Below are 17,610 nucleotides of genomic sequence, written 5' to 3'. Positions count from 1 at the left end.
GTCACGGCCACGGCACGGCGGGCACGCACCTCGACCGGTCGGGCGGGACCTGGCCCCCGTACACGACCTCCCCGTCGGGCCGGGTGTAGCACTGCCGCTCGACGTCCGCGCCGGTGCCGAGCTCCCGGCCGGCCGCGTCGTACCCGCGGACCTCGCCCCGGGAGCCGTCGTGCGGGAGTTCCCACTGCGGCGGGAACACGATCCGGGCCAGGTAGGTGCCGTCGCGCAGGGTCGCGTCGACCGTCCGGCCGGCGTAGCCGAACGTCACCCTGACCACGTTGGAGCCGACCCGGCCGGTCACCGCGCGCCAGCCCGACCGGCCCCGGTCCCCGTCCTCGGCGTCGGGCACGTCCCCGCCGCTCGCGCCGGCCAGGTGGTCCACCGAGAAGGGGCCCGGCAGCCAGTCGAGCGCGGGCACGCCCCGGCGGCCGGAGTCGTAGGGCAGGCGCGGGCCGTCCACGGTGCAGCCGAGCACCTGGTCGGCGGTGTACAGCACCGCGTACTTCCCGCCCGCGTCCTCGACGTACTGGTGGAGCTTCGCCGTCGGCGGGATGCCCGCCGACCGGGCGCACCCCTCCTCGATCGCCTCGACGCGCTGCGGGGGCAGGTCCGACAGGCCCGCCGCCGGTGTGCTCCCGGCCGGCCCGCCGGGGTCGTGCACCCGCCACGGCACGAGCAGCGACAACCCGACGACCAGGGTCGCCACGCTCGCGGCGGCGACGAGCGGCGCGGCGCGCACCGACGACGGCCCGGTGGTCGCGCGGTCCAGCTCGGCCCGGATCTCGGCGTGGCGGCCGGGCGGCAGGTCGCGGGCGGGGGGCGGGGTGGTGTTCATCGGTCCTCCACGGCGAGCTGGGTCAACGGGGCGACCTCGGGACGTGCGCCGAGCAGCACCGCCAGCCGGGCCTTGGCCCTGCTGACCCGGGCCCGCACGCTGCTCTCGGCGATGCCGAGCGCGCCGGCGGCGTCGGCGTAGGACACGCCCGACCACACGCACAGCGCCAGCGCTTCCCGCTCGCCGCGCGGCAACCGGTCGACCGCCGCCAGCAGGTCGGCCATCCGCCGCTGGTCGTCCACCCGGGCGGCCACCGCGTCGGCGTGGTCGGGAACGGGCTGCTCGGCGGGCACCCGGCCGACCAGCCGCAGCCTGCGGGCGACCGTGCGCCGCTCGCCGCGCACCACGTTGGTGGCCACCGCGAGCAGCCACGGCAGCGCGGATTCGCGTTCCAGCCGGAACCGGCCCCGCTTGCGCCACGCCAGCAGGAACGTGGCCTGGAGGTGGTCCTCGGCGGCGGACCACGACGCGGTGAGCCGGAAGCAGTGGTTGTACACCGCCTTGGCGTGCCGGTCGAACAGCACGCCGAACGCGGCACCGCTGCCCGCTGCCGCGCGGGTCCACAGCGCGCGGTCGTCCTCGGTCGTCATGCCTGTACGTGCCCGCCTGGGAGACCGGTGTTGCCTCGCGGTCCGCGATGCCCCGCCGCGCACCGGGGCACCGCCCGGAACGGGTGGGCCCGGTGACGGACCCACCCGTGGTCAGTACCCGATCGTGAACCGCGCCCGGCGGTGCCGGGGCCGTTCGACCTCGTCCAGCAGGGCCACCGCGAAGTCCTCCAGCGAGACCGCCGAGTTGCCCTCGTCGTCCACGACCAGATCGTCCCGCCCGAGCCGGTACCCACCGGTCCGCACGCCCGGTTCCAACAGCACCGGCGGGCTCAGGTACGTCCAGTCCACTTCGGACTCGGTCCGGACGACCTCCCACTGCGCCGTGCACGCCAGCGAGATCGGCAGCAGCGCGGCCGGGAAGTCCGGCGCGTCCTGCACCAGCACCCCGTCCGGCCGGACCAGGCTGCTCGCGCCGCCGACCAGCAGCAGCCGCGCCCCGGTCGGCCGCACGCCGTCCAGCAGCGCCCGCGCGGTGGCCGCCAGCTCGTGCTCCCGCCCGTCGACCGGCCGGGTCGCGCTGATCACGGCGTCCTGGCCGGTGCTGAGCCGGGTCACGTCGGCGACGTCGCCCGCGTCGCCGACCCGGCACCCCTCCCGGACCGATCGCGAGACCGCGACGACCTCATGCCCGCGTCGTGACGCCTCCGCCACGACCCGGCTGCCGACGCCACCGCCCGCCCCGAACACGGTGATCCGCATGTCCACTTCCTCCCTTGGTCTGCGCCACGACCAGCGCGGCGAGCACGATCACGGCACCGCACACCTGCGCCACCGTCAGCTCCTGGCCGAGCGCCACCCACCCGACCGCCGTCGCGACCACCGGGCTGAGCAGGCCGAGGAACGTCACCTCGGTGGCCGCCAACAGCTTCAGGCCGCGGAACCACAGGCTGTAGGACAGCGCCGCGCCGATGACCGCCAGGTACGCGTACCCGGCCAGGTTCGTCGCGGTCAGCGCCGGTGGCGGACCTTCGACGAGGAACGTGACCGGCAGGAGCAGCAGCCCGCCCGCGACGAGCTGCCAGCCGGTGGTGGCCAGCAGCGGGGCCGGCGACACCCACCGCTTGCCCAGCACGATCCCGGACGCCATCACCACCGCGCCGCCGAGCGCCGCCGCCACGCCCAGCCAGTCGAGCTGGGCACCGGCCCGCAGCACGAGCAGGCTCACCCCGGCCATCCCGGCGACGGCCGCGAGCCCGACCCGCAGCGTGATCCGCTGCCCGAGCAGCCCGGCCGAGAGCCCGGCGACGATCAGCGGCTGGACCGCGCCGACCGTCGCGGCCACCCCGCCCGGCAGCCGGTAGGCGGCCAGGAACAGCAGCGGCAGGAACGCACCGATGTTCAGCGCGCCCAGCACGAGCGACCGCCACCACCAGTCGCCGCGGGGCAGTCGCCGGACGACGACGAGCAGCAGGAGCCCGGCGGGCAGCGAGCGCAGCAGGCTCGCCAGCAGCGGGCGGTCGGGTGGCAGGTACTCGGTGGTGACCAGGTAGGTCGTGCCCCAGATGGCCGGGGCCAGCGCGGTGACGAGGCGATTGCTTAGCACTAAGTCAAATTAGCTCATCGCTAAGCTATATGGGCAGTGATGTGCCTCACCGCTAAGGTATGCGGGCATGGGAGACCACGTGGACCTCGTGCTCGACCAATGGCGCGTGCAGCGCCCTGACCTGGACGTGTCGCCGATGGCGGTGATCGGCCGGCTGTCCCGGCTGAACCGGGTGGTCGAGGGGGAGTTGCGCGCCACCTTCGCCCGGCACGGCCTGGACCGGCCGTCGTTCGACGTGCTCGCGACCCTGCGCCGCAGCGCCCCGCCGCACCGGCTCACCCCGACCGAGCTGATGAGGTCGTCGATGATCACGTCCGGCGCGGTCACCCAGCGCCTGGACCGCCTCGAAGCGCGCGGCCTGGTGACCCGCGAACCGAGCCCGGTCGACGGCCGGGGCGTCGTGGTGGCGCTGACCGACGAGGGCCGCGCCCTGGTGGACGAGACCCTGCCCGACCACCTGGCCACCGAGGACCGCATCCTGGCCGCGCTCGACCCGGCCGAGCGGGAGCGCCTGGCGGCGACGCTCAAGACCGTCCTGGAGTCCCTCGCCGACTGACCCCGACCGGGGTCCGCCGCCGTCCTAGCCGGCGGACCGGGTGTGGCGCAGCCACAGCAGGCCGAGCACCGGCAGCACGAGCGGCACGAAGCCGTAGCCGATGCCGAAGCCCGACCACACGGTGGCTTCCGGGAACCACGACGGCACGAGCAGGCTCACCGCGCCGACCACCAGCACACCGGTCAGCTCCACCGCGCACGCCAGGAACGCCACCCGCCGCGACCCCCGGCTGCCCACCGCGAGCGTCACCGTCGCCAGCACGTAGACCACGGCGGCCAGGGCGGACAGCAGGTACGCCACCGGGGCCTCGCCGAAGCGCGTGGCGATCTGCACGGCCGACCGCGCCGTCGCGGCGATCGCGAAGATCCCGTAGACGGCGATCAGCAACCGCCCGGGGCCGGACCTGGTGGCGTTGGGAGTGGCGTCCGGGCGGGGCGTGGGGTCCGGGTGCGTGGGGTCCGGGGGAGTGGTGTCAGGCATGGCCCTGCCACACCTGGTAGAGCCGCAGGAGCATCACCGGCACGCTCAGGCACCCGACCGCCAACACCGACGCGCCCCACCGGGACCGCTCGGCGATCGACCAGAACGCGGCCAGCGCCAGCACCAGCACCGGTCCGAGCAGGTAGCCGACGAACGTGACGCCGGAGATCTCCCGGTCCAGCCCGACCAGCTCGACGATCCCGATCACGGCCTGCACCACGAGCCCGAGCTCCAGCAGCACCACGCCGAACGCGAGGCCGAGCGTGAGGCCCGTGTCCAGCGTCAACGGCTTGTTCAACACCACCAGCAGCAACGACCACGCGGCGCTGAAGAGCGCCAGCACGGACAGGTACACGGCCAACGTCTCGATCATCGAACCAGGTCCTCCAACGACATCTCGCCGAGGACACTAGCCGCCCTCCGCCCGCCGACCGCCGGTGGCCGAGCGCACGGGTGGGCGGGAACGAAGGGGCCGGACGAACCCCCGGAACCGCCTGGTCCGGTCCCGATGTCGTGGAGCGCTCGCGCGGGGGCGCTCCACGTCGGTCTCACGGGCAGTCCACGTACTCCACGGCCAGCGGCGGCACGCCGAACTTCGCCTCGGCGCGCAGGCACCGGCCGTTGGGCGGGTTCGAGGTCACGTAGTGGTTCACCACCTTGCCGAACACCGGGCAGCCGGGCCTGATCCAGCCGGGCGCGATCTGCGAGCACAGGGCGGTCAGGGCGGGTTCGCCGCCGGTGGCCGCCACGTCGTGGATGCGTTGGGTGGTGTCCCGGTCGAAGGTGTGGTCGATCCGTTCGCCCGCCGGCGCGATGACGAGCACCGCTGCCGACACCAGGGCCGCCAGGCTGTTCATGGCCACCGATGGTCCCGGCTCCGGGCCCGGCGCGCTCACCGAGCGGCCACCTGGCCGTCGAGGTCGGTTCACTCGACAGTGGCCACTTTCGTGCGATCCTCGCTGCGTGATCAGTACCGCTGATCACGCACAGTCAGACCCTCTGGCGCGCGCTGTCTCCCTGCGACGCCGCAATCGAGGAGAGGACACCCAACCGTGCGAAAGTTTTCCTGGCGCGTGACCGGCTTACTCGCGGCCGTCGTCACCGTCATCGCCACCCTGCTCGTGCCCACCGCCGCCGTCGGCGGCACGCCGATCACCGCCGCCGTCGGCGGCACGCCGATCACCGCCGCAGTCGGCGGCACGCCGATCACGGTCGCCGAGGCGATCGGTCGGCAGAGCGGCGCGTCCGCCACCGTGCGCGGCTACGTCGTCGGCCAGCCGACCGCCACCTCCACCGTCGTCGGGTCGGACTTCCCGTCCGACCACGCGCTCGCCCTGGCCGACGACCCCGGGCAGACCGGGACCGCGCGGGTGCTCTACGTGCAGATCACCTCGGCGTTCCGCGCCGCGTGGGGCCTGCGCACCAACCCGGGCCTGCTCGGCACGCGGATCGACGTGACCGGTCCGCTGACGGCCTACTTCGCGCACCCCGGCCTCACCTCGCCCACCGCGTTCGCCCCGGTGGGCGCGACCCCCACGCCGACGACCGGACCCACGACCGGACCCACGACCGGCGCTCCCGCCGACGACTACTACCGTGCCGCCGTCGGCAAGTCCGGGCCGGCGCTCAAGACGTCGCTGAACCAGATCATCCGCACCAACACCAAGCTGTCCTACGACCAGGTGTGGAACGCGCTGAAGTCGACCGACGAGGACCCGGGCAACCCCGCCAACGTCGTCCTGCTCTACAGCGGGCGCTCGCAGAGCAAGTCCACCAACGGCGGCAACGGCAACGACTGGAACCGGGAGCACGTCTGGGCCAAGTCGCACGGCGACTTCGGCACCGCCACGGGCCCCGGCACCGACCTGCACCACCTGCGGCCCGAGGACGTGTCGGTCAACGCGAACCGGGGCAACAAGGACTTCGACCTGGGCGGCTCGCCCGCGACCGAAGCGCCCGGCAACTTCACCGACTCCGACTCGTGGGAGCCGCGCGACGCCGTCAAGGGTGACGTGGCGCGGATGCTGTTCTACATGGCCGTGCGCTACGAAGGCGGCGACGGCTACGTGAACCTGGAGCTGAACAACAACGTCAGCAACGGTTCCGCGCCCTACATGGGCCGGTTGTCGGTGCTGCTGCGGTGGCACGCCCAGGACCTGCCGGACGCGTTCGAGAAGCGTCGCAACCAGGTGATCTTCGCCGGTTTCCAGCACAACCGGAACCCGTTCATCGACCACCCGGAGTGGGCCGCGTCGATCTGGAACTGACCGGGTTCCCGGCGGCCGAGGGCCAGCGCGGCTACATCGGGTGGTCGTGACCCGCGTATCGAGACGGACACGGGTGGTCGAGACCCACGGAGAGTGTCGTTCGTGTGCGGTGCCCTGACGTGAACACCGGGCGCGGCACGTGCCGGACAGCCGGACGGGCGGGCGCGTCCTCGGGTCGTTGCTACACGGGGCAGGTGTGTTACGGGCGCGGCACCTGCCCCGTGTACGGCCGGAAGGGGACCACGTCCCCCGTACTCCCCTCCCGACTCCCCTGGCAACAACGGAAGGACACAACCCTCCAGGAGGAGGTGCGGTAACGCTATGCCACTTCTCACCGGATCGCACCTACTACGATTGAGTGAATTACCAGGTGAGGTGTACTCGACTACCCTCAGAGAGTGATCGGTATCCGGCGGTCGAACACGAGGTCGCGAGCGGACCGCAGACCCATCGCGATCGCGCCGCTGAGCACCGCGCCGTCCCCGAGCTCGCCGGTCGCGATGCGCGGCGCGAGCGGGGTCATCCGGGCCAGCGCCTCGGCCATCGGCTCCCGCAGCAGCGCGGTGTTCCCGCCGATGCCGCCGCCCAGCACGACCAGCTCCGGGTCGATCACCGCCGCCACCGACGCCACCACGAACGCCAGCCGCTCGGCCTCGTCGCGCACCGCCCGCAACGCCCGCTCGTCACCGGACCCGGCCAGCGCGAACACCTCCCGGGCCGACTTCGCCGAGCTGATCCCGTGCCGCCTCGCCAGCGCCACCACCGATTCCGCCGCCGCGGCGGCCTCCAGCCGGCCCCGGCCGTGGTCGTCCACTTCGGACGGAGCGCCCCACGGCAGGTAGCCGATCTCGCCCGCCGCGCCGTGCGCGCCCCGGAACAGCCGGCCGTCCACCACGATGCCCATGCCGATGCCCGTGCCGACCATGACGCACACGAAGACGTCGACGTGCCGCGCCGCGCCGTACGCCCGCTCGCCGACCGCCGCCAGGTTCGCGTCGTTCTCCACCAGCAGGTCGGGGCCGAGCTGGGCCTCCAGGTCGTCCAGCAACCCCCGGCGCTCCCACCCCGGCAGGTTCGGCGCGTGGGTCAGCGCCCGTCCGCGCGGGTCCGGCACGCCGGGCGTGCCGACGACCTTCACCACCAGGTCGGCCAGGGACAGGCCGGCGTCGGACACGGTCCGCTCGGCGAGCTCCCGCACGGTGCGCACCAGCGCGCCCGCCGACCGGCACCGGTTGCGCTCGTCCACCCGCGCGACCACCGCCCCGGCCAGGTCGGCCACCGCGATCCGGATCCGCTGCCGGCCTATGTCGATGCCGAGCACGTGCCCGGCCGCCGGGTTCGGCTCGTAGACCACCGCCGACCGGCCCGGTCCGGACGTGGTGCGGCCGATCGGGCGCACCAGCCCGTGCTGCTCCAGGTCGAGCAACGCCTGGCCCACGGTCGGTTTGGACAGTCCCGTGTCCTTGGCGACCTGCGGCCGGGTGGCCGGGCCGCCACGCCGCAGCCGGTCGAGCACGGCGCGTTGGTTCAGCACGCGCATCCCTGCGGGGGTACCCACCTGGGGCGACTTCCGGACCGTCACAGCGAGCGAGTCTAGATCGGCCGGTCCGGGGACCGGACAGGCTTGCGGACAAGCTGTCCGACCGGACTTGACAACGATGTCAACGGGTGGATTCGCTGGCGGTGGGTCGGCCGGCTGAGACGGGGAGCGTGCGCGATGAGGCACCTGCGGGGTTTCGGTGTCGCTCTGACGACCGCTGCGGTGGTCCTGGGCGGCGTGTCAGGCTGGTCGTCCACGACCGCCGCACCAGGGGGGCCAACCATGAGCGAGACGCTGTTCGCGACGTCGTTCGAGGACGGGCAACCCCAGCCGACGTGGACGAGCGCGGTCGAGACCGACGCGGCCGGGAACCCCAGGGCCTCCGGTGTCGACGGCTCCGACCAGGTCGGCCTGCCGGGCGACGTCACCGACCGGGTGGTGGACGTGGCGGCCCACGCCGAGCACGCGGAAGCCGGTGAGGTGGCGGAGAACCTGGTCGACGGCAGCACCGCGTCGAAGTGGCTGGCGTTCACCCCGACCGGCTGGGTGCGGTTCACCTTCGCCGAACCGGTGGCGGTCCGCCGGTACGCGCTGACCTCGGCCGACGACGCGCCCGAGCGCGACCCGGGGGACTGGGTGCTGAGCGGGTCGGCCGACGGCACCACGTGGACCGCGATCGACGCCCGCGCCGGAGAGGTGTTCGCGGCCCGGCACCAGGTCAAGACCTACGAGACGGCCGACACCGGCGAATTCCGGCACTACCGGATCGACATCGGCGCGAACGCGGGCGGCGTGCCCCTGCTCCAACTGGCCGAGGTCCAGTTCTCCGACGGCTCCACGACCCCGCCCGCGCGGAACATGCGCACGGTTGCGGGCAAGGGGGCCACCGGCGGGTACAACGCCAAGGCGCGTGCGGGCTTCACCGGCGTGAAAGCGTTGCGGTACCAGGGAACGCACCTCGCCACCGGACGCGGCTACTCGTACAACAAGGTGTTCGAGGTCGACATCCCGGTGACGGCCACGACCGAGCTGTCCTACCTCGTGTTCCCGTCGTTCGTCACCGACGACCTGACCTACCCGAGCACGTTCGTCGCGGTGGACCTGGCCTTCTCCGACGGCACCTACCTGAGCGACCTGGGCGCGCGCGACCAGCACGGGTTCGAGCTGTCGCCGCGCGGACAGGGCGCGGCGAAGTCGTTGTACACCAACCAGTGGAACCGGGTCACCGCCACCGTCGGCGAGGTCGCCGCCGGCAAGGTGGTCGAGCGGGTCCTCGTGGCGTACGACAACCCGACCGGGCCGGCGACGTTCAACGGCTGGGTCGACGACATCGCGGTCACCTCCGCGCGCCCGGTGGCCGACCGGGCGCGGCCGAGCGACCACGTGCTGACCACTCGCGGCACGAACTCCAGCGGTGGTTTCTCGCGGGGCAACAACTTCCCGGCCACGGCCGTGCCGCACGGGTTCAACTTCTGGTCGCCCATGACGAACGCGGGTTCGATCAGTTGGCTCTACGAGTACGCGAAGGCCAACGACCGGGACAACCTGCCGACGCTCCAGGCGTTCACCGCGAGCCACGAGCCCAGCCCGTGGATGGGGGACCGGCAGACGTTCCAGGTGATGCCGTCCACCGGCACGCCCACCGCCGACCGCGCGCGGCGCGCGTTGCCGTTCCGCCACGAGAACGAGACGGCGCGGGCGCACTACTACGGCGTGGAGTTCGAGAACGGGATGCGCGCCGAGATCGCGCCCACCGACCACGCCGCCGTGTTCCGCTTCACGTTCATCGGCGACAGCTCGAACCTGGTGTTCGACAACGTCAACAACAGCGGTGGCCTCACCCTCGACCCGGCGGCCGGGGTGGTGAGCGGGTTCTCCGACGTGAAGAGCGGGTTGTCGACCGGTGCGACCCGGATGTTCGTGTACGGCGTGGTGGACCGGCCGGTCCAGGCCGGCGGCCGGTTGACCGGCGCGGGCCGGGACGACGTCGCGGGCTACCTGCGGTTCGACACGTCCGCCGAGAAGACCGTGACCCTGCGGATCGCCACCTCCCTGCTCGGCGTGGACCAGGCGCGGCGCAACCTGGAACTCGAAGTGTCCACTTCGGACACCTTCGACACCGTGCGCGACCGCGCCCAGGACGCGTGGGACGAGGTGTTGCGCACCGTCGAGGTCGAAGGCGCTTCCGAGGACCAGTCGACCACGGTGTACTCCAACCTGTACCGGCTCTACCTGTACCCGAACTCGGGTCACGAGAACACCGGCACGGCCGACGCGCCGGTGTACCGGTACGCCTCGCCCGTGCGGCCGGCGGCGGCGTCCACGCCCACCCGGACCGGCGCGGAGGTCGTGAACGGCAAGATCTACGTCAACAACGGGTTCTGGGACACCTACCGCACCACCTGGCCCGCCTACAGCTTCTTCACGCCGAAGAAGGCCGGCGAGCTCGCCGACGGGTTCGTCCAGCAGTACCGGGACGGCGGTTGGATCTCCCGCTGGTCCTCGCCGGGCTACGCCAACCTGATGACCGGCACCAGTTCGGACGTGGCCTTCGCGGACGCGTTCGTCAAGGGGGTCACGGACTTCGACGTCGAGGCCGCGTTCGACGCGGCGGTGAAGAACGCGACCGTCGCGCCACCGGGCGCGGGGGTGGGTCGCAAGGGTCTGGACACCTCGATCTTCACCGGCTACACGTCCACCGCGACCGGCGAGGGCATGTCGTGGGCGATCGAGGGCTACGTCAACGACCACGGCATCTCCACGATGGCCAAGGCGCTGCACGAGCGGACCGGCGAAGCGGAGTACCTGGCCCAGCACGAGTACTTCGCGAACCGGGCGCAGAACTACGTCCACCTGTTCGACCCCGGTGCCGGGTTCTTCCAGGGGCGCGGGCCGGACGGCGCGTGGCGCGTCCCGGCCGACCGGTACGACCCGCGCGAGTGGGGCTACGACTACACCGAGACCAACGGCTGGAACATGGCGTTCTCCGTGCCGCACGACGGGCAGGGCCTGGCGAACCTCTACGGGGGCCGGGACGGTCTGGCGAAGAAGCTGGACGACTTCTTCGCCCTCCCGGAGACCGCGAAGTTCCCCGGCTCGTACGGCGGGGTCATCCACGAGATGACCGAGGCGCGGGACGTGCGGATGGGCCAGTTGGGACACAGCAACCAGGTCTCGCACCACATCGCCTACATGTACGACTACGCCGGGCAGCCGTGGAAGACGCAGGAGAAGGTCCGCGAGATCCTGTCCCGGCTGTACCTGGGCAGCGAGATCGGCCAGGGCTACCCCGGTGACGAGGACAACGGCGAGCAGTCGGCGTGGTACCTGTTCAGCGCCCTGGGCTTCTACCCGTTGCAGATGGGCGACGCGCGGTACGCGATCGGCTCGCCGCTGTTCACCAAGGTCACGGTGAACCTCGAAAACGGCCGCAAGCTCGTGATCAACGCGCCCGGGAACAGCGCGCGCAACATCTACGTGCAGTCGCTGAAGGTCAACGGGAAGAAGTGGGACAAGGCGTACCTGCCGCACGCCGCCCTCGCGCAGGGCGGGACGCTGGACTTCGAGATGGGCCCCGCGCCGTCGACGTGGGCCACCGGGGCGGACGCCGTGCCGCCCTCGCCCACCACCGGCACCGAGCCGCCGAAGCCGCTGCGGGACGTCACGTCGTCCGCGACGGTGACCGGCTCGGGCGCGGTGACCGCGTTGCTGGACAACACCTCCCGGACGGCGGGCAGCGTTTCCTGGCTCCAGGTCACCCCGGAGGACCGGCGGGAGAAGGCCGAGTTCTACACGCTGACCTCCGGCAAGGGGGCCGGCGACCCGACGTCGTGGGTGCTCAAGGGCTCGTACGACGGCGCGGTCTGGTCCACTGTGGACGAACGTGCCGGGCAGGTCTTCCCGCACCGGCAGCAGACCCGGGCGTTCAAGATCCCCCGAGCCGGGCACTACCGGCACTACCGGCTGGAGTTCCCGGCGTCGGCGACGCTGGCCGAAGTCGAGCTGCTCGCCGCACCGTTCGCCACCTGCACGACGACCATCACCGGCGAACACCGGGGGCCGTTGCAGGTGCGCGGGGTGACGTGCGTGGACGGCGGCACGGTCACCGGCCCCGTGGTGGTGGGCGCGGGCGCGTCGCTGCACGTCTTCGGCGGCACGCTCCGGGGTCCGCTGTCGGCGACCGGCGCGGCGGCCGTGGTGCTGGTCGACAGCGAGGTCGGCGGTGCGGTCACGATCACCGGCACGACCGGCGAACTGGCCATCGAGCACACGACCGTCGCCGGCCCGGTGAACCTGGTGGGCAACCGGGGCGGCACGGTCGTCGCCGCGAACACCGTGGGCGGACCGCTCTTGTGCGCGACGAGCGAACCGCCTCCGGCCGACAACGGGTGGACCAACGACGTGCGCGGCCCGAAGTCCGGCCAGTGCGCGGACCTGTGACTCCCCGCCGGCGGTAGCGCCCGCTCAGACCTCGCGGCCGGTCAGCCCCAGCAGCCGGTCGAGCAGCGGCGCGTCGTCGGGCACCGGGACCTCCGGGCCGAACAGCCCCATCTCCCGGCCCACCGGCGCGCTGCCGACCAGGTCCGCGTGCACGAACGAGAGCACCTCGTCGTCCCAGGTCGGCGTGCGGCCGAGGGCCGTCGCGAGGTCCCAGCCGTGCACCAGGACCTCGCCCACGACCATCCCGCCGATCATCCCGGCGGGCATCTCGTTCGGCGAGCCGAGCACCGTCGTGCCCTGCCACGCCTCGGGCGCGCCCCACGCGGCGGCAATCCGCTCCCACTGGGCGCGCAGCCGTGGCCGCCAGTCGGTCAGGTCGACGTCGGACTCCGCGCCCTCCGGCGTCACGTTCTCCTTGCGCGCGGCGGCTTCCAGGGACGGGCCCCAGAACAGCAGGTGGCGGATCAGGCCGCGCACGTCGAACTCGGCGCACGGGGTCGGCGCGTCGAGTTGGTCGGGCGTGATGCCGTCGACGATCTCCAGGACGGGGGCGGCGGCGAGCCCCGCCAGTCGTTCGGTGTTCATGCGCGGCACGCTACGAGCGGGAGCGGTCGGTGTATTGAACAAACGCGACATACCCTGGTCGGCGTGCGCGACGAGCGGGAACTGGACTGGCGCGAGCACCAGCGCCACGAGTTCCCGCTGCCGTCGCCGGACCTCGCGCCCTACGTCGCGCGGTACTGGATCGTGCACTGGTCCTACGACCGGCCCTACCGGCAGTTGATCGTGCCGTACCCGAACGTGCACCTGGCGTTCCGGGGCGGGCGGGCCACGGTGAGCGGGGTGTCGAGCCGGCACGTGTTCCAGGAGCTCGACGGCGACGGGCGGGTGTTCGGGGTGGCGTTCCGGCCGGGGGTGTTCCGGGCGTTCCTGGGTGCCCCGGTGCGGTCCATCACGGACCGGACGGTGCCGTCGATGTTCCCGGACGTGCCCGAGCCCAGCGTGCCGGCGGTGGAAGAGGTGCTGCGGTCGTGCCTGCCGGAGCCCGACCCGGCGGCCGTGCTCGCCGCGGGCGTGGTCGACCGGATCGTGGCCCGGCCGGAGATCACCAGGGTCTCCGCGCTGGCCGAGGAGACCGGTCGCGGCCCCCGGCAGTTGCAGCGGCTGTTCGCCGAGCACGTCGGCATCGGCCCGAAGTGGGTGATCCGGCGCTACCGGCTGCACGAGGTGACCCAGCGGATGGCCGCCGGCGCGCGGGTCGACTGGGCCGCGCTCGCCGCCGACCTCGGGTACGCCGACCAGGCGCACTTCGTCCGCGACTTCACCGCGATGTTCGGCGAGACCCCGACCGGCTACGCGGCCCGCTATCACCAGGAGATCTCGCGGCAGCGCTCGGCGGACGCGCCCGGCTCGACCTGAAGCGTGGCGTGCTCGATGTGGTACCGCTCGGCGAGCAGCGTCTGGGCGGCTTCGAGCACCCGGGCCGGGTCGGCGTCCGGGCAGGTGGTGAGGTGCGCCGAGGCGACCTCCATGCCCGAGGTGAGCGTCCAGACGTGCAGGTCGTGCGCCTCCTCGACACCCGGGAGCCGGCTCAGCTCGGCCTGCATCGCGTCGACGTCGAGGCGCTCCGGGGCGTGCTGGAAGAGGATTCGCAGCGCGCCGGAGGCGAGCTTCCAGGTCCGGGGGAGCACCCACAGGCCGATCGCGACACCCATGATCGGGTCGGCGTAGCGCCAGCCGAACACCAGCGTGACCGCGCCGCTGATCAGCACGCCGACCGAGCCGATGAGGTCGGCCAGCACCTCCAGGTACGCCCCGCGCACGTTGATGCTCTCCTTGGCACCCTCGCGCAGCGTGAAGAACGAGATGATGTTCGCGACCAGCCCGGCCGCCGCCGCGAGCACTACCGGCAGGCCCGGGACCTCCGGCGGGTCGCCGAACCGGCCGACCGCCTCGAACACCACGTAGCCCGCGACGCCGAACAGCAGCACCGCGTTGGCCAGGGCGGCGAGCACCTCGGCGCGGTAGAGCCCGAACGTGCGACTTCCCTTGAAGGAAGCGCGGCGAGCCAGGACGATGGCGGTGAGGGCCATGCCGACGCCGAGGACGTCGGTGAGCATGTGAGCGGCGTCGGAGATGAGCGCAAGCGATTGCGTGGCGAAGCCCACGGCGAACTCGACCACCATGAAGGCCGCCCCGAGACCGAAGGCGACCCACAACCGGCCGAGGTGCTTCGCGCTCCCCGATGACACTCCGTGGCCGTGTCCGTGACCCATAGACGGAACATATAGTCACATGCGCATGAGTGCAACAGGGCGATCAGGTGGGGTTGGCCACCCGTTCGATCAGGCGGGCGAGACGCGGCGGAACCCGGCGGGCAGCCCTCGCCGCAGCCGTCTCCCGTTCCACGGCGCGGAAGACCTGGTCCGCCACCTCGTCCGGTCCGAGCCCGCGCGACCGGACCTTCTTCCGCAAGGAAGTCTGCTCCTCGTCACCCGCGAACCGGGTGACCGCGCCGGCGGTGTCCACGACGCCGGGGCAGATCGAGCTGACCCTGATGCCGTGCGGTTTCAGCTCGGCCGCCAGGCTCTGCGCGAGCATCAGCACCGCGGCCCTGGTGGTCGAGTACGCGGGCAGACCCGAGGTGCGGAAGCGCCCGGCGGCGGCGGAGGCGGTGACCACCAGGTGCCCGCCCTGCGCGCGCTCGACCAGGTAGGGCGCGAAGGCCCGCCACAGGCGCACGACACCCCAGAGGTCGGCGTTCAAGACCTCGCGCCAGTCCTCCTCCGAGGTGCTCGGGGAAGATCCGGCCGGACCCGCACCCGCGTCGGCCACCACCACATCGGGCACCCCGTGGCGCTCTTCGACGAGCCGGGCGACCTCCCGGGCGGCGGCACTGTCCGTGACATCGAGCGCGTAGGCGTGCCCGCCGGTCTCGTCCGCCGTGCGTCGGGCAGCGGCGAGGTCGACGTCCAACGCCACGACCAAGGCACCCTCGCGCGCGAACCTCACCGCGGTGGCCCGCCCGATCCCGCCACCCGCACCCGTGACGACGACCACTCGCCGTCGTCGCCGCCCGTCGATGAAGTCCTCGATGAGCCGGCTCACCTGGGCGGGGTGCGTGCGAGGTGCCCAGTGGCCGGCGACCAGGGGGGTGCGGGTGAGGTCGGAGACCCAGGGCTCGGCGGCCTCCAGGTGCCGTCGGGAGACGTAGGGGTCGTCCGCGAGGGCGATCTGGTGGACCGGCACGGAGACGCGCCGGGCGACGGCCCCCCGGCCGATGTTCGCCCGGTACAGCTCCAGCCCGTTGACCAGTTCCCGGTGGTGCGCACCCAGGCGGCGTCGCACCTCGGGGACGCGCCACAGCAGTTCGGGGAGGGCCGGGAGCAGGAACCCGGCGATGTACCAGGACTTCCGGACCAGGTTCAGGACGGCCAGGGGGTGCCACCGGTGCCGGGCCACCCAGTCGCGGACGTGCCCCAGGTCGGGCCCGGACAAGGAGGTGAACGACAGGAAGGAGGACGGCTCCTCGGCGACGGCCCCCCACCCGATGACCGAGCCCCAGTCGTGCCCCACCAGGTGGACCGGCTGCCGGAACTGCCGGACCACCACCATCAGGTCCCGGACGACCCGGGCGATCCGAAACCCCTCCCGCGCCGGGGGCCGCCCGGACCCACCGGCCCCCGGGAGATCCACCCGAACCACCCAGAACCGCTCCCGCAGCCGGGCGGCCACCCCGTCCCACACCCGGAGCGAATCGGGGAACCCGTGCAGCAACACCACCGCCGTGGCCCCCTCGACCCCCTCCTCGACCACCCGAAGACGCAGGTCGGCACACTCGACGAACCGCTCACGAGCAGGAGCCATGCCTCGGAGGGTAGGGGGTGCGAAGCCGTCCTGACAGCCCTGCTAAGCTTCCTCCCGTAGCTACGGCCCCCGTAGCTCAGGGGATAGAGCACCGCCCTCCGGAGGCGGGTGCGCAGGTTCGAATCCTGCCGGGGGCACAACCGAACAGCCTGGCCGTCGAGAACTCGAAGGCCCTCCATGAAACCCGCGCCGTGACGTCAGTCAGGACGCGGGTTTCAGCTTTTGGTCCTGCTGGTGACTGTTTTGGACGGCGCAACGCGCAGGGAGCGCGGCGGCATCGACTTGCTGCCGAGTGGCGCTCTGCGCGTGCGTGTGTATGCCGGTCTGGACGTGATCACCAAGCGCCGCCATTACCTCGTAGAGGTCGTCCCGGCGGGCCCGGACGCCGAGCGCCTGGCCGAGGAGGTCCGGGTCCGCTTCCTCCGCGAGATCGACGAACGCTTCCACCCCCCCCGCACCAACGCCACCGTCGGCTTCGTGGTCGCCGTCCACATCACCGCAGCGCGCCTGGAACGCACCACCCGCGAGACCTACGACGGCTACGCCCTCAAACACATCTACCCGATCATCGGCCACTTCAAGGCCGAGTCGTTGGCAGTCGACGTCCTCGACTCCTACTACGAGGAGCTGGAGCGCTGCCGCGAACACTGCTCTGGCGGCCCGGAAATCGACCACCGCACCCCCGGCGAGCACACCTGCGACCGCCGCTGCCGCCGCCACGTCTGCAAGCCGTTGACCGCGTGGACCGTCCGCAAAATCCACTTCATCCTCACCGGTGCCGTAGATCTGCCGGGCCGCCGGCCGGGCGGCAGTTTGTGCTGGTGGTTGACGATCAGGGTGCCGCCCTCGGGGTGGGACCAGCGTTTGCGGCCTCCCTCGGTGGTCTGGGGCAGGGGGCAGGTCGGCGTCGTCGCGGGAGAGGTAGGGGCCAAGGCGGCGATCCCCGCTTCCTCGGCGAACTTTTCCACGCAGACCAGGGACGCCTCGGCCAGCTCGGGCGCGTTGAGCGCGACCACGCACCGGTCCAGGGGAATGGAGCCGAGGCGGGCGGAGCGCCGCAGCGCGGCCAGGTCGTGGCACCACTGGCGGGCCGCCACGACCCCTCGGCTCGAACGAACGACCCCCGCAATCCCGCCCGGTTCGGCCGTGACATCGTCGAGCAGGTCGGCGGCGGTAATGGCCGCCGGGTGCCGCACCGGGCGACGCACGTAGGTCTCGCTGCCCAGTCGAAGACCTGGCGAGGCCGGTACCGGGGACGGACTGTCGGGAGGGCGACGACGCCGTACTCCGTGCCGTCAGCCGCACGGGGTGTGGTGACCGGCATGCAGGCGATGTCGGCTCAAACGGTCTTGCCGGTCGGGAGTTCGTCGAAGCCCTAGGCGGTGCACAGGGCGTCAACGACGACCAGGCCCGGCCCCCGGAGGGGTCTTCGAGCGACGCGCCCGCCCAGCGACGTAGCGCGAACAGCGAC

General features: G+C 72.6%; 16 protein-coding genes, 1 tRNA gene and 1 pseudogene. 7 read left to right on the top strand and 11 right to left on the bottom strand.

Annotation, left to right across the window (positions count from 1 at the left end; translation table 11 throughout):
- Position 1 precedes the first annotated feature (1 nt).
- The 4 genes from AB0G01_RS05405 to AB0G01_RS05390 all read right to left on the bottom strand — a co-directional run bounded on the left by AB0G01_RS05405 (position 2) and on the right by AB0G01_RS05390 (position 2,989).
- Entirely contained in the window at positions 2-835 is an 834-nt protein-coding gene (locus AB0G01_RS05405) for a hypothetical protein (RefSeq protein WP_360940005.1), read from the bottom strand.
- Complete coding sequence (locus tag AB0G01_RS05400) at positions 832-1,425, bottom strand: RNA polymerase sigma factor (protein ID WP_360940003.1); 594 nt, start codon at positions 1,423-1,425, stop codon at positions 832-834. Before AB0G01_RS05400 ends, AB0G01_RS05405 begins: the two co-directional genes overlap by 4 nt.
- 111 nt (positions 1,426-1,536) lie before the next feature.
- Positions 1,537-2,145: an NAD(P)H-binding protein gene (locus tag AB0G01_RS05395; protein ID WP_360940001.1), complete on the bottom strand. Its 609-nt coding sequence runs from the start codon at positions 2,143-2,145 to the stop codon at positions 1,537-1,539.
- On the bottom strand, positions 2,069-2,989 hold the full coding sequence (locus AB0G01_RS05390) for an EamA family transporter (protein ID WP_360939999.1): 921 nt from the start codon (positions 2,987-2,989) through the stop codon (positions 2,069-2,071). The genes AB0G01_RS05395 and AB0G01_RS05390 overlap by 77 nt, the downstream gene beginning before the upstream one ends.
- 67 nt (positions 2,990-3,056) lie before the next feature.
- On the opposite strand from AB0G01_RS05390, the gene AB0G01_RS05385 reads away from it, so the two are divergent.
- Positions 3,057-3,545, top strand: coding sequence for a MarR family transcriptional regulator (locus AB0G01_RS05385; protein ID WP_360939997.1), 489 nt, complete (start codon positions 3,057-3,059; stop codon positions 3,543-3,545).
- 24 nt (positions 3,546-3,569) lie between these two features.
- Here AB0G01_RS05385 and AB0G01_RS05380 read toward each other — a convergent pair whose 3' ends face one another.
- The 3 genes from AB0G01_RS05380 to AB0G01_RS05370 form a co-directional block, all read right to left on the bottom strand.
- Positions 3,570-4,025, bottom strand: coding sequence for a hypothetical protein (locus tag AB0G01_RS05380; protein WP_360939995.1), 456 nt, complete (start codon positions 4,023-4,025; stop codon positions 3,570-3,572).
- Positions 4,018-4,398: a hypothetical protein gene (locus AB0G01_RS05375; RefSeq protein ID WP_360939993.1), complete on the bottom strand. Its 381-nt coding sequence runs from the start codon at positions 4,396-4,398 to the stop codon at positions 4,018-4,020. Before AB0G01_RS05375 ends, AB0G01_RS05380 begins: the two co-directional genes overlap by 8 nt.
- A gap of 175 nt (positions 4,399-4,573) precedes the next feature.
- A complete protein-coding gene (locus tag AB0G01_RS05370; RefSeq protein WP_360939991.1) occupies positions 4,574-4,882 on the bottom strand; it encodes a hypothetical protein in 309 nt (102 codons plus the stop codon).
- Positions 4,883-5,077: 195 nt separating this feature from the next.
- Here AB0G01_RS05370 and AB0G01_RS05365 point away from each other — a divergent pair.
- Positions 5,078-5,527, top strand: a pseudogene (locus AB0G01_RS05365) (DUF6359 domain-containing protein); the annotation flags it as partial.
- A gap of 18 nt (positions 5,528-5,545) precedes the next feature.
- Complete coding sequence (locus AB0G01_RS05360) at positions 5,546-6,292, top strand: endonuclease (protein WP_360941195.1); 747 nt, start codon at positions 5,546-5,548, stop codon at positions 6,290-6,292.
- 391 nt (positions 6,293-6,683) lie between these two features.
- Here the strand turns inward: AB0G01_RS05360 and AB0G01_RS05355 are convergent, their stop codons facing one another.
- On the bottom strand, positions 6,684-7,832 hold the full coding sequence (locus AB0G01_RS05355; protein WP_360939989.1) for an ROK family protein: 1,149 nt from the start codon (positions 7,830-7,832) through the stop codon (positions 6,684-6,686).
- 282 nt (positions 7,833-8,114) lie between these two features.
- On the opposite strand from AB0G01_RS05355, the gene AB0G01_RS05350 reads away from it, so the two are divergent.
- Positions 8,115-12,272, top strand: a complete 4,158-nt coding sequence (locus AB0G01_RS05350) for a GH92 family glycosyl hydrolase (RefSeq protein ID WP_360939987.1) — start codon at positions 8,115-8,117, stop codon at positions 12,270-12,272.
- A 24-nt stretch (positions 12,273-12,296) separates the two neighbouring features.
- Here the strand turns inward: AB0G01_RS05350 and AB0G01_RS05345 are convergent, their stop codons facing one another.
- Positions 12,297-12,857 carry a TIGR03086 family metal-binding protein gene (locus tag AB0G01_RS05345; protein WP_360939985.1) on the bottom strand — a complete coding sequence of 187 codons (561 nt, stop codon included), beginning with the start codon at positions 12,855-12,857 and terminating at the stop codon, positions 12,297-12,299.
- Positions 12,858-12,920: 63 nt separating this feature from the next.
- Between AB0G01_RS05345 and AB0G01_RS05340 the strand changes: the two genes are divergently transcribed.
- Positions 12,921-13,691, top strand: a complete 771-nt coding sequence (locus tag AB0G01_RS05340; RefSeq protein ID WP_360939983.1) for a helix-turn-helix domain-containing protein — start codon at positions 12,921-12,923, stop codon at positions 13,689-13,691.
- Here AB0G01_RS05340 and AB0G01_RS05335 read toward each other — a convergent pair.
- Positions 13,640-14,548, bottom strand: coding sequence for a cation diffusion facilitator family transporter (locus AB0G01_RS05335; RefSeq protein WP_360939981.1), 909 nt, complete (start codon positions 14,546-14,548; stop codon positions 13,640-13,642). The two genes, AB0G01_RS05340 and AB0G01_RS05335, sit on opposite strands and share 52 nt — an antisense overlap.
- A gap of 43 nt (positions 14,549-14,591) precedes the next feature.
- Positions 14,592-16,139 carry an SDR family NAD(P)-dependent oxidoreductase gene (locus AB0G01_RS05330; protein WP_360939979.1) on the bottom strand — a complete coding sequence of 516 codons (1,548 nt, stop codon included), beginning with the start codon at positions 16,137-16,139 and terminating at the stop codon, positions 14,592-14,594.
- Between the two features lie 65 nt (positions 16,140-16,204).
- On the opposite strand from AB0G01_RS05330, the gene AB0G01_RS05325 reads away from it, so the two are divergent.
- Together AB0G01_RS05325 and AB0G01_RS05320 are read left to right on the top strand one after the other, a co-directional pair.
- Positions 16,205-16,276, top strand: a tRNA-Arg gene (locus tag AB0G01_RS05325).
- 169 nt (positions 16,277-16,445) lie between these two features.
- Positions 16,446-17,351, top strand: coding sequence for a hypothetical protein (locus AB0G01_RS05320; RefSeq protein WP_360939977.1), 906 nt, complete (start codon positions 16,446-16,448; stop codon positions 17,349-17,351).
- Positions 17,352-17,610: the final 259 nt, after the last annotated feature.

The organism is Actinosynnema sp. NPDC023587 (genome assembly GCF_040640215.1).
Classification (GTDB): Bacteria; Actinomycetota; Actinomycetes; order Mycobacteriales; family Pseudonocardiaceae; genus Actinosynnema.
Note: the sequence above shows the minus strand (reverse complement) of the source record. Positions and strands in the feature narration are given on the sequence as shown.

Coding starts and splice junctions, on each gene's coding strand:
- AB0G01_RS05405 (WP_360940005.1), bottom strand. CDS start 835: ATGAACACCACCCCGCCCCCCGCCCGCGACCTGCCGCCCGGCCGCCAC.
- AB0G01_RS05400 (WP_360940003.1), bottom strand. CDS start 1,425: ATGACGACCGAGGACGACCGCGCGCTGTGGACCCGCGCGGCAGCGGGC.
- AB0G01_RS05395 (WP_360940001.1), bottom strand. CDS start 2,145: ATGCGGATCACCGTGTTCGGGGCGGGCGGTGGCGTCGGCAGCCGGGTC.
- AB0G01_RS05385 (WP_360939997.1), top strand. CDS start 3,057: ATGGGAGACCACGTGGACCTCGTGCTCGACCAATGGCGCGTGCAGCGC.
- AB0G01_RS05380 (WP_360939995.1), bottom strand. CDS start 4,025: ATGCCTGACACCACTCCCCCGGACCCCACGCACCCGGACCCCACGCCC.
- AB0G01_RS05375 (WP_360939993.1), bottom strand. CDS start 4,398: ATGATCGAGACGTTGGCCGTGTACCTGTCCGTGCTGGCGCTCTTCAGC.
- AB0G01_RS05370 (WP_360939991.1), bottom strand. CDS start 4,882: ATGAACAGCCTGGCGGCCCTGGTGTCGGCAGCGGTGCTCGTCATCGCG.
- AB0G01_RS05355 (WP_360939989.1), bottom strand. CDS start 7,832: ATGCGCGTGCTGAACCAACGCGCCGTGCTCGACCGGCTGCGGCGTGGC.
- AB0G01_RS05350 (WP_360939987.1), top strand. CDS start 8,115: ATGAGCGAGACGCTGTTCGCGACGTCGTTCGAGGACGGGCAACCCCAG.
- AB0G01_RS05345 (WP_360939985.1), bottom strand. CDS start 12,857: ATGAACACCGAACGACTGGCGGGGCTCGCCGCCGCCCCCGTCCTGGAG.
- AB0G01_RS05335 (WP_360939981.1), bottom strand. CDS start 14,548: ATGGGTCACGGACACGGCCACGGAGTGTCATCGGGGAGCGCGAAGCAC.
- AB0G01_RS05330 (WP_360939979.1), bottom strand. CDS start 16,139: ATGGCTCCTGCTCGTGAGCGGTTCGTCGAGTGTGCCGACCTGCGTCTT.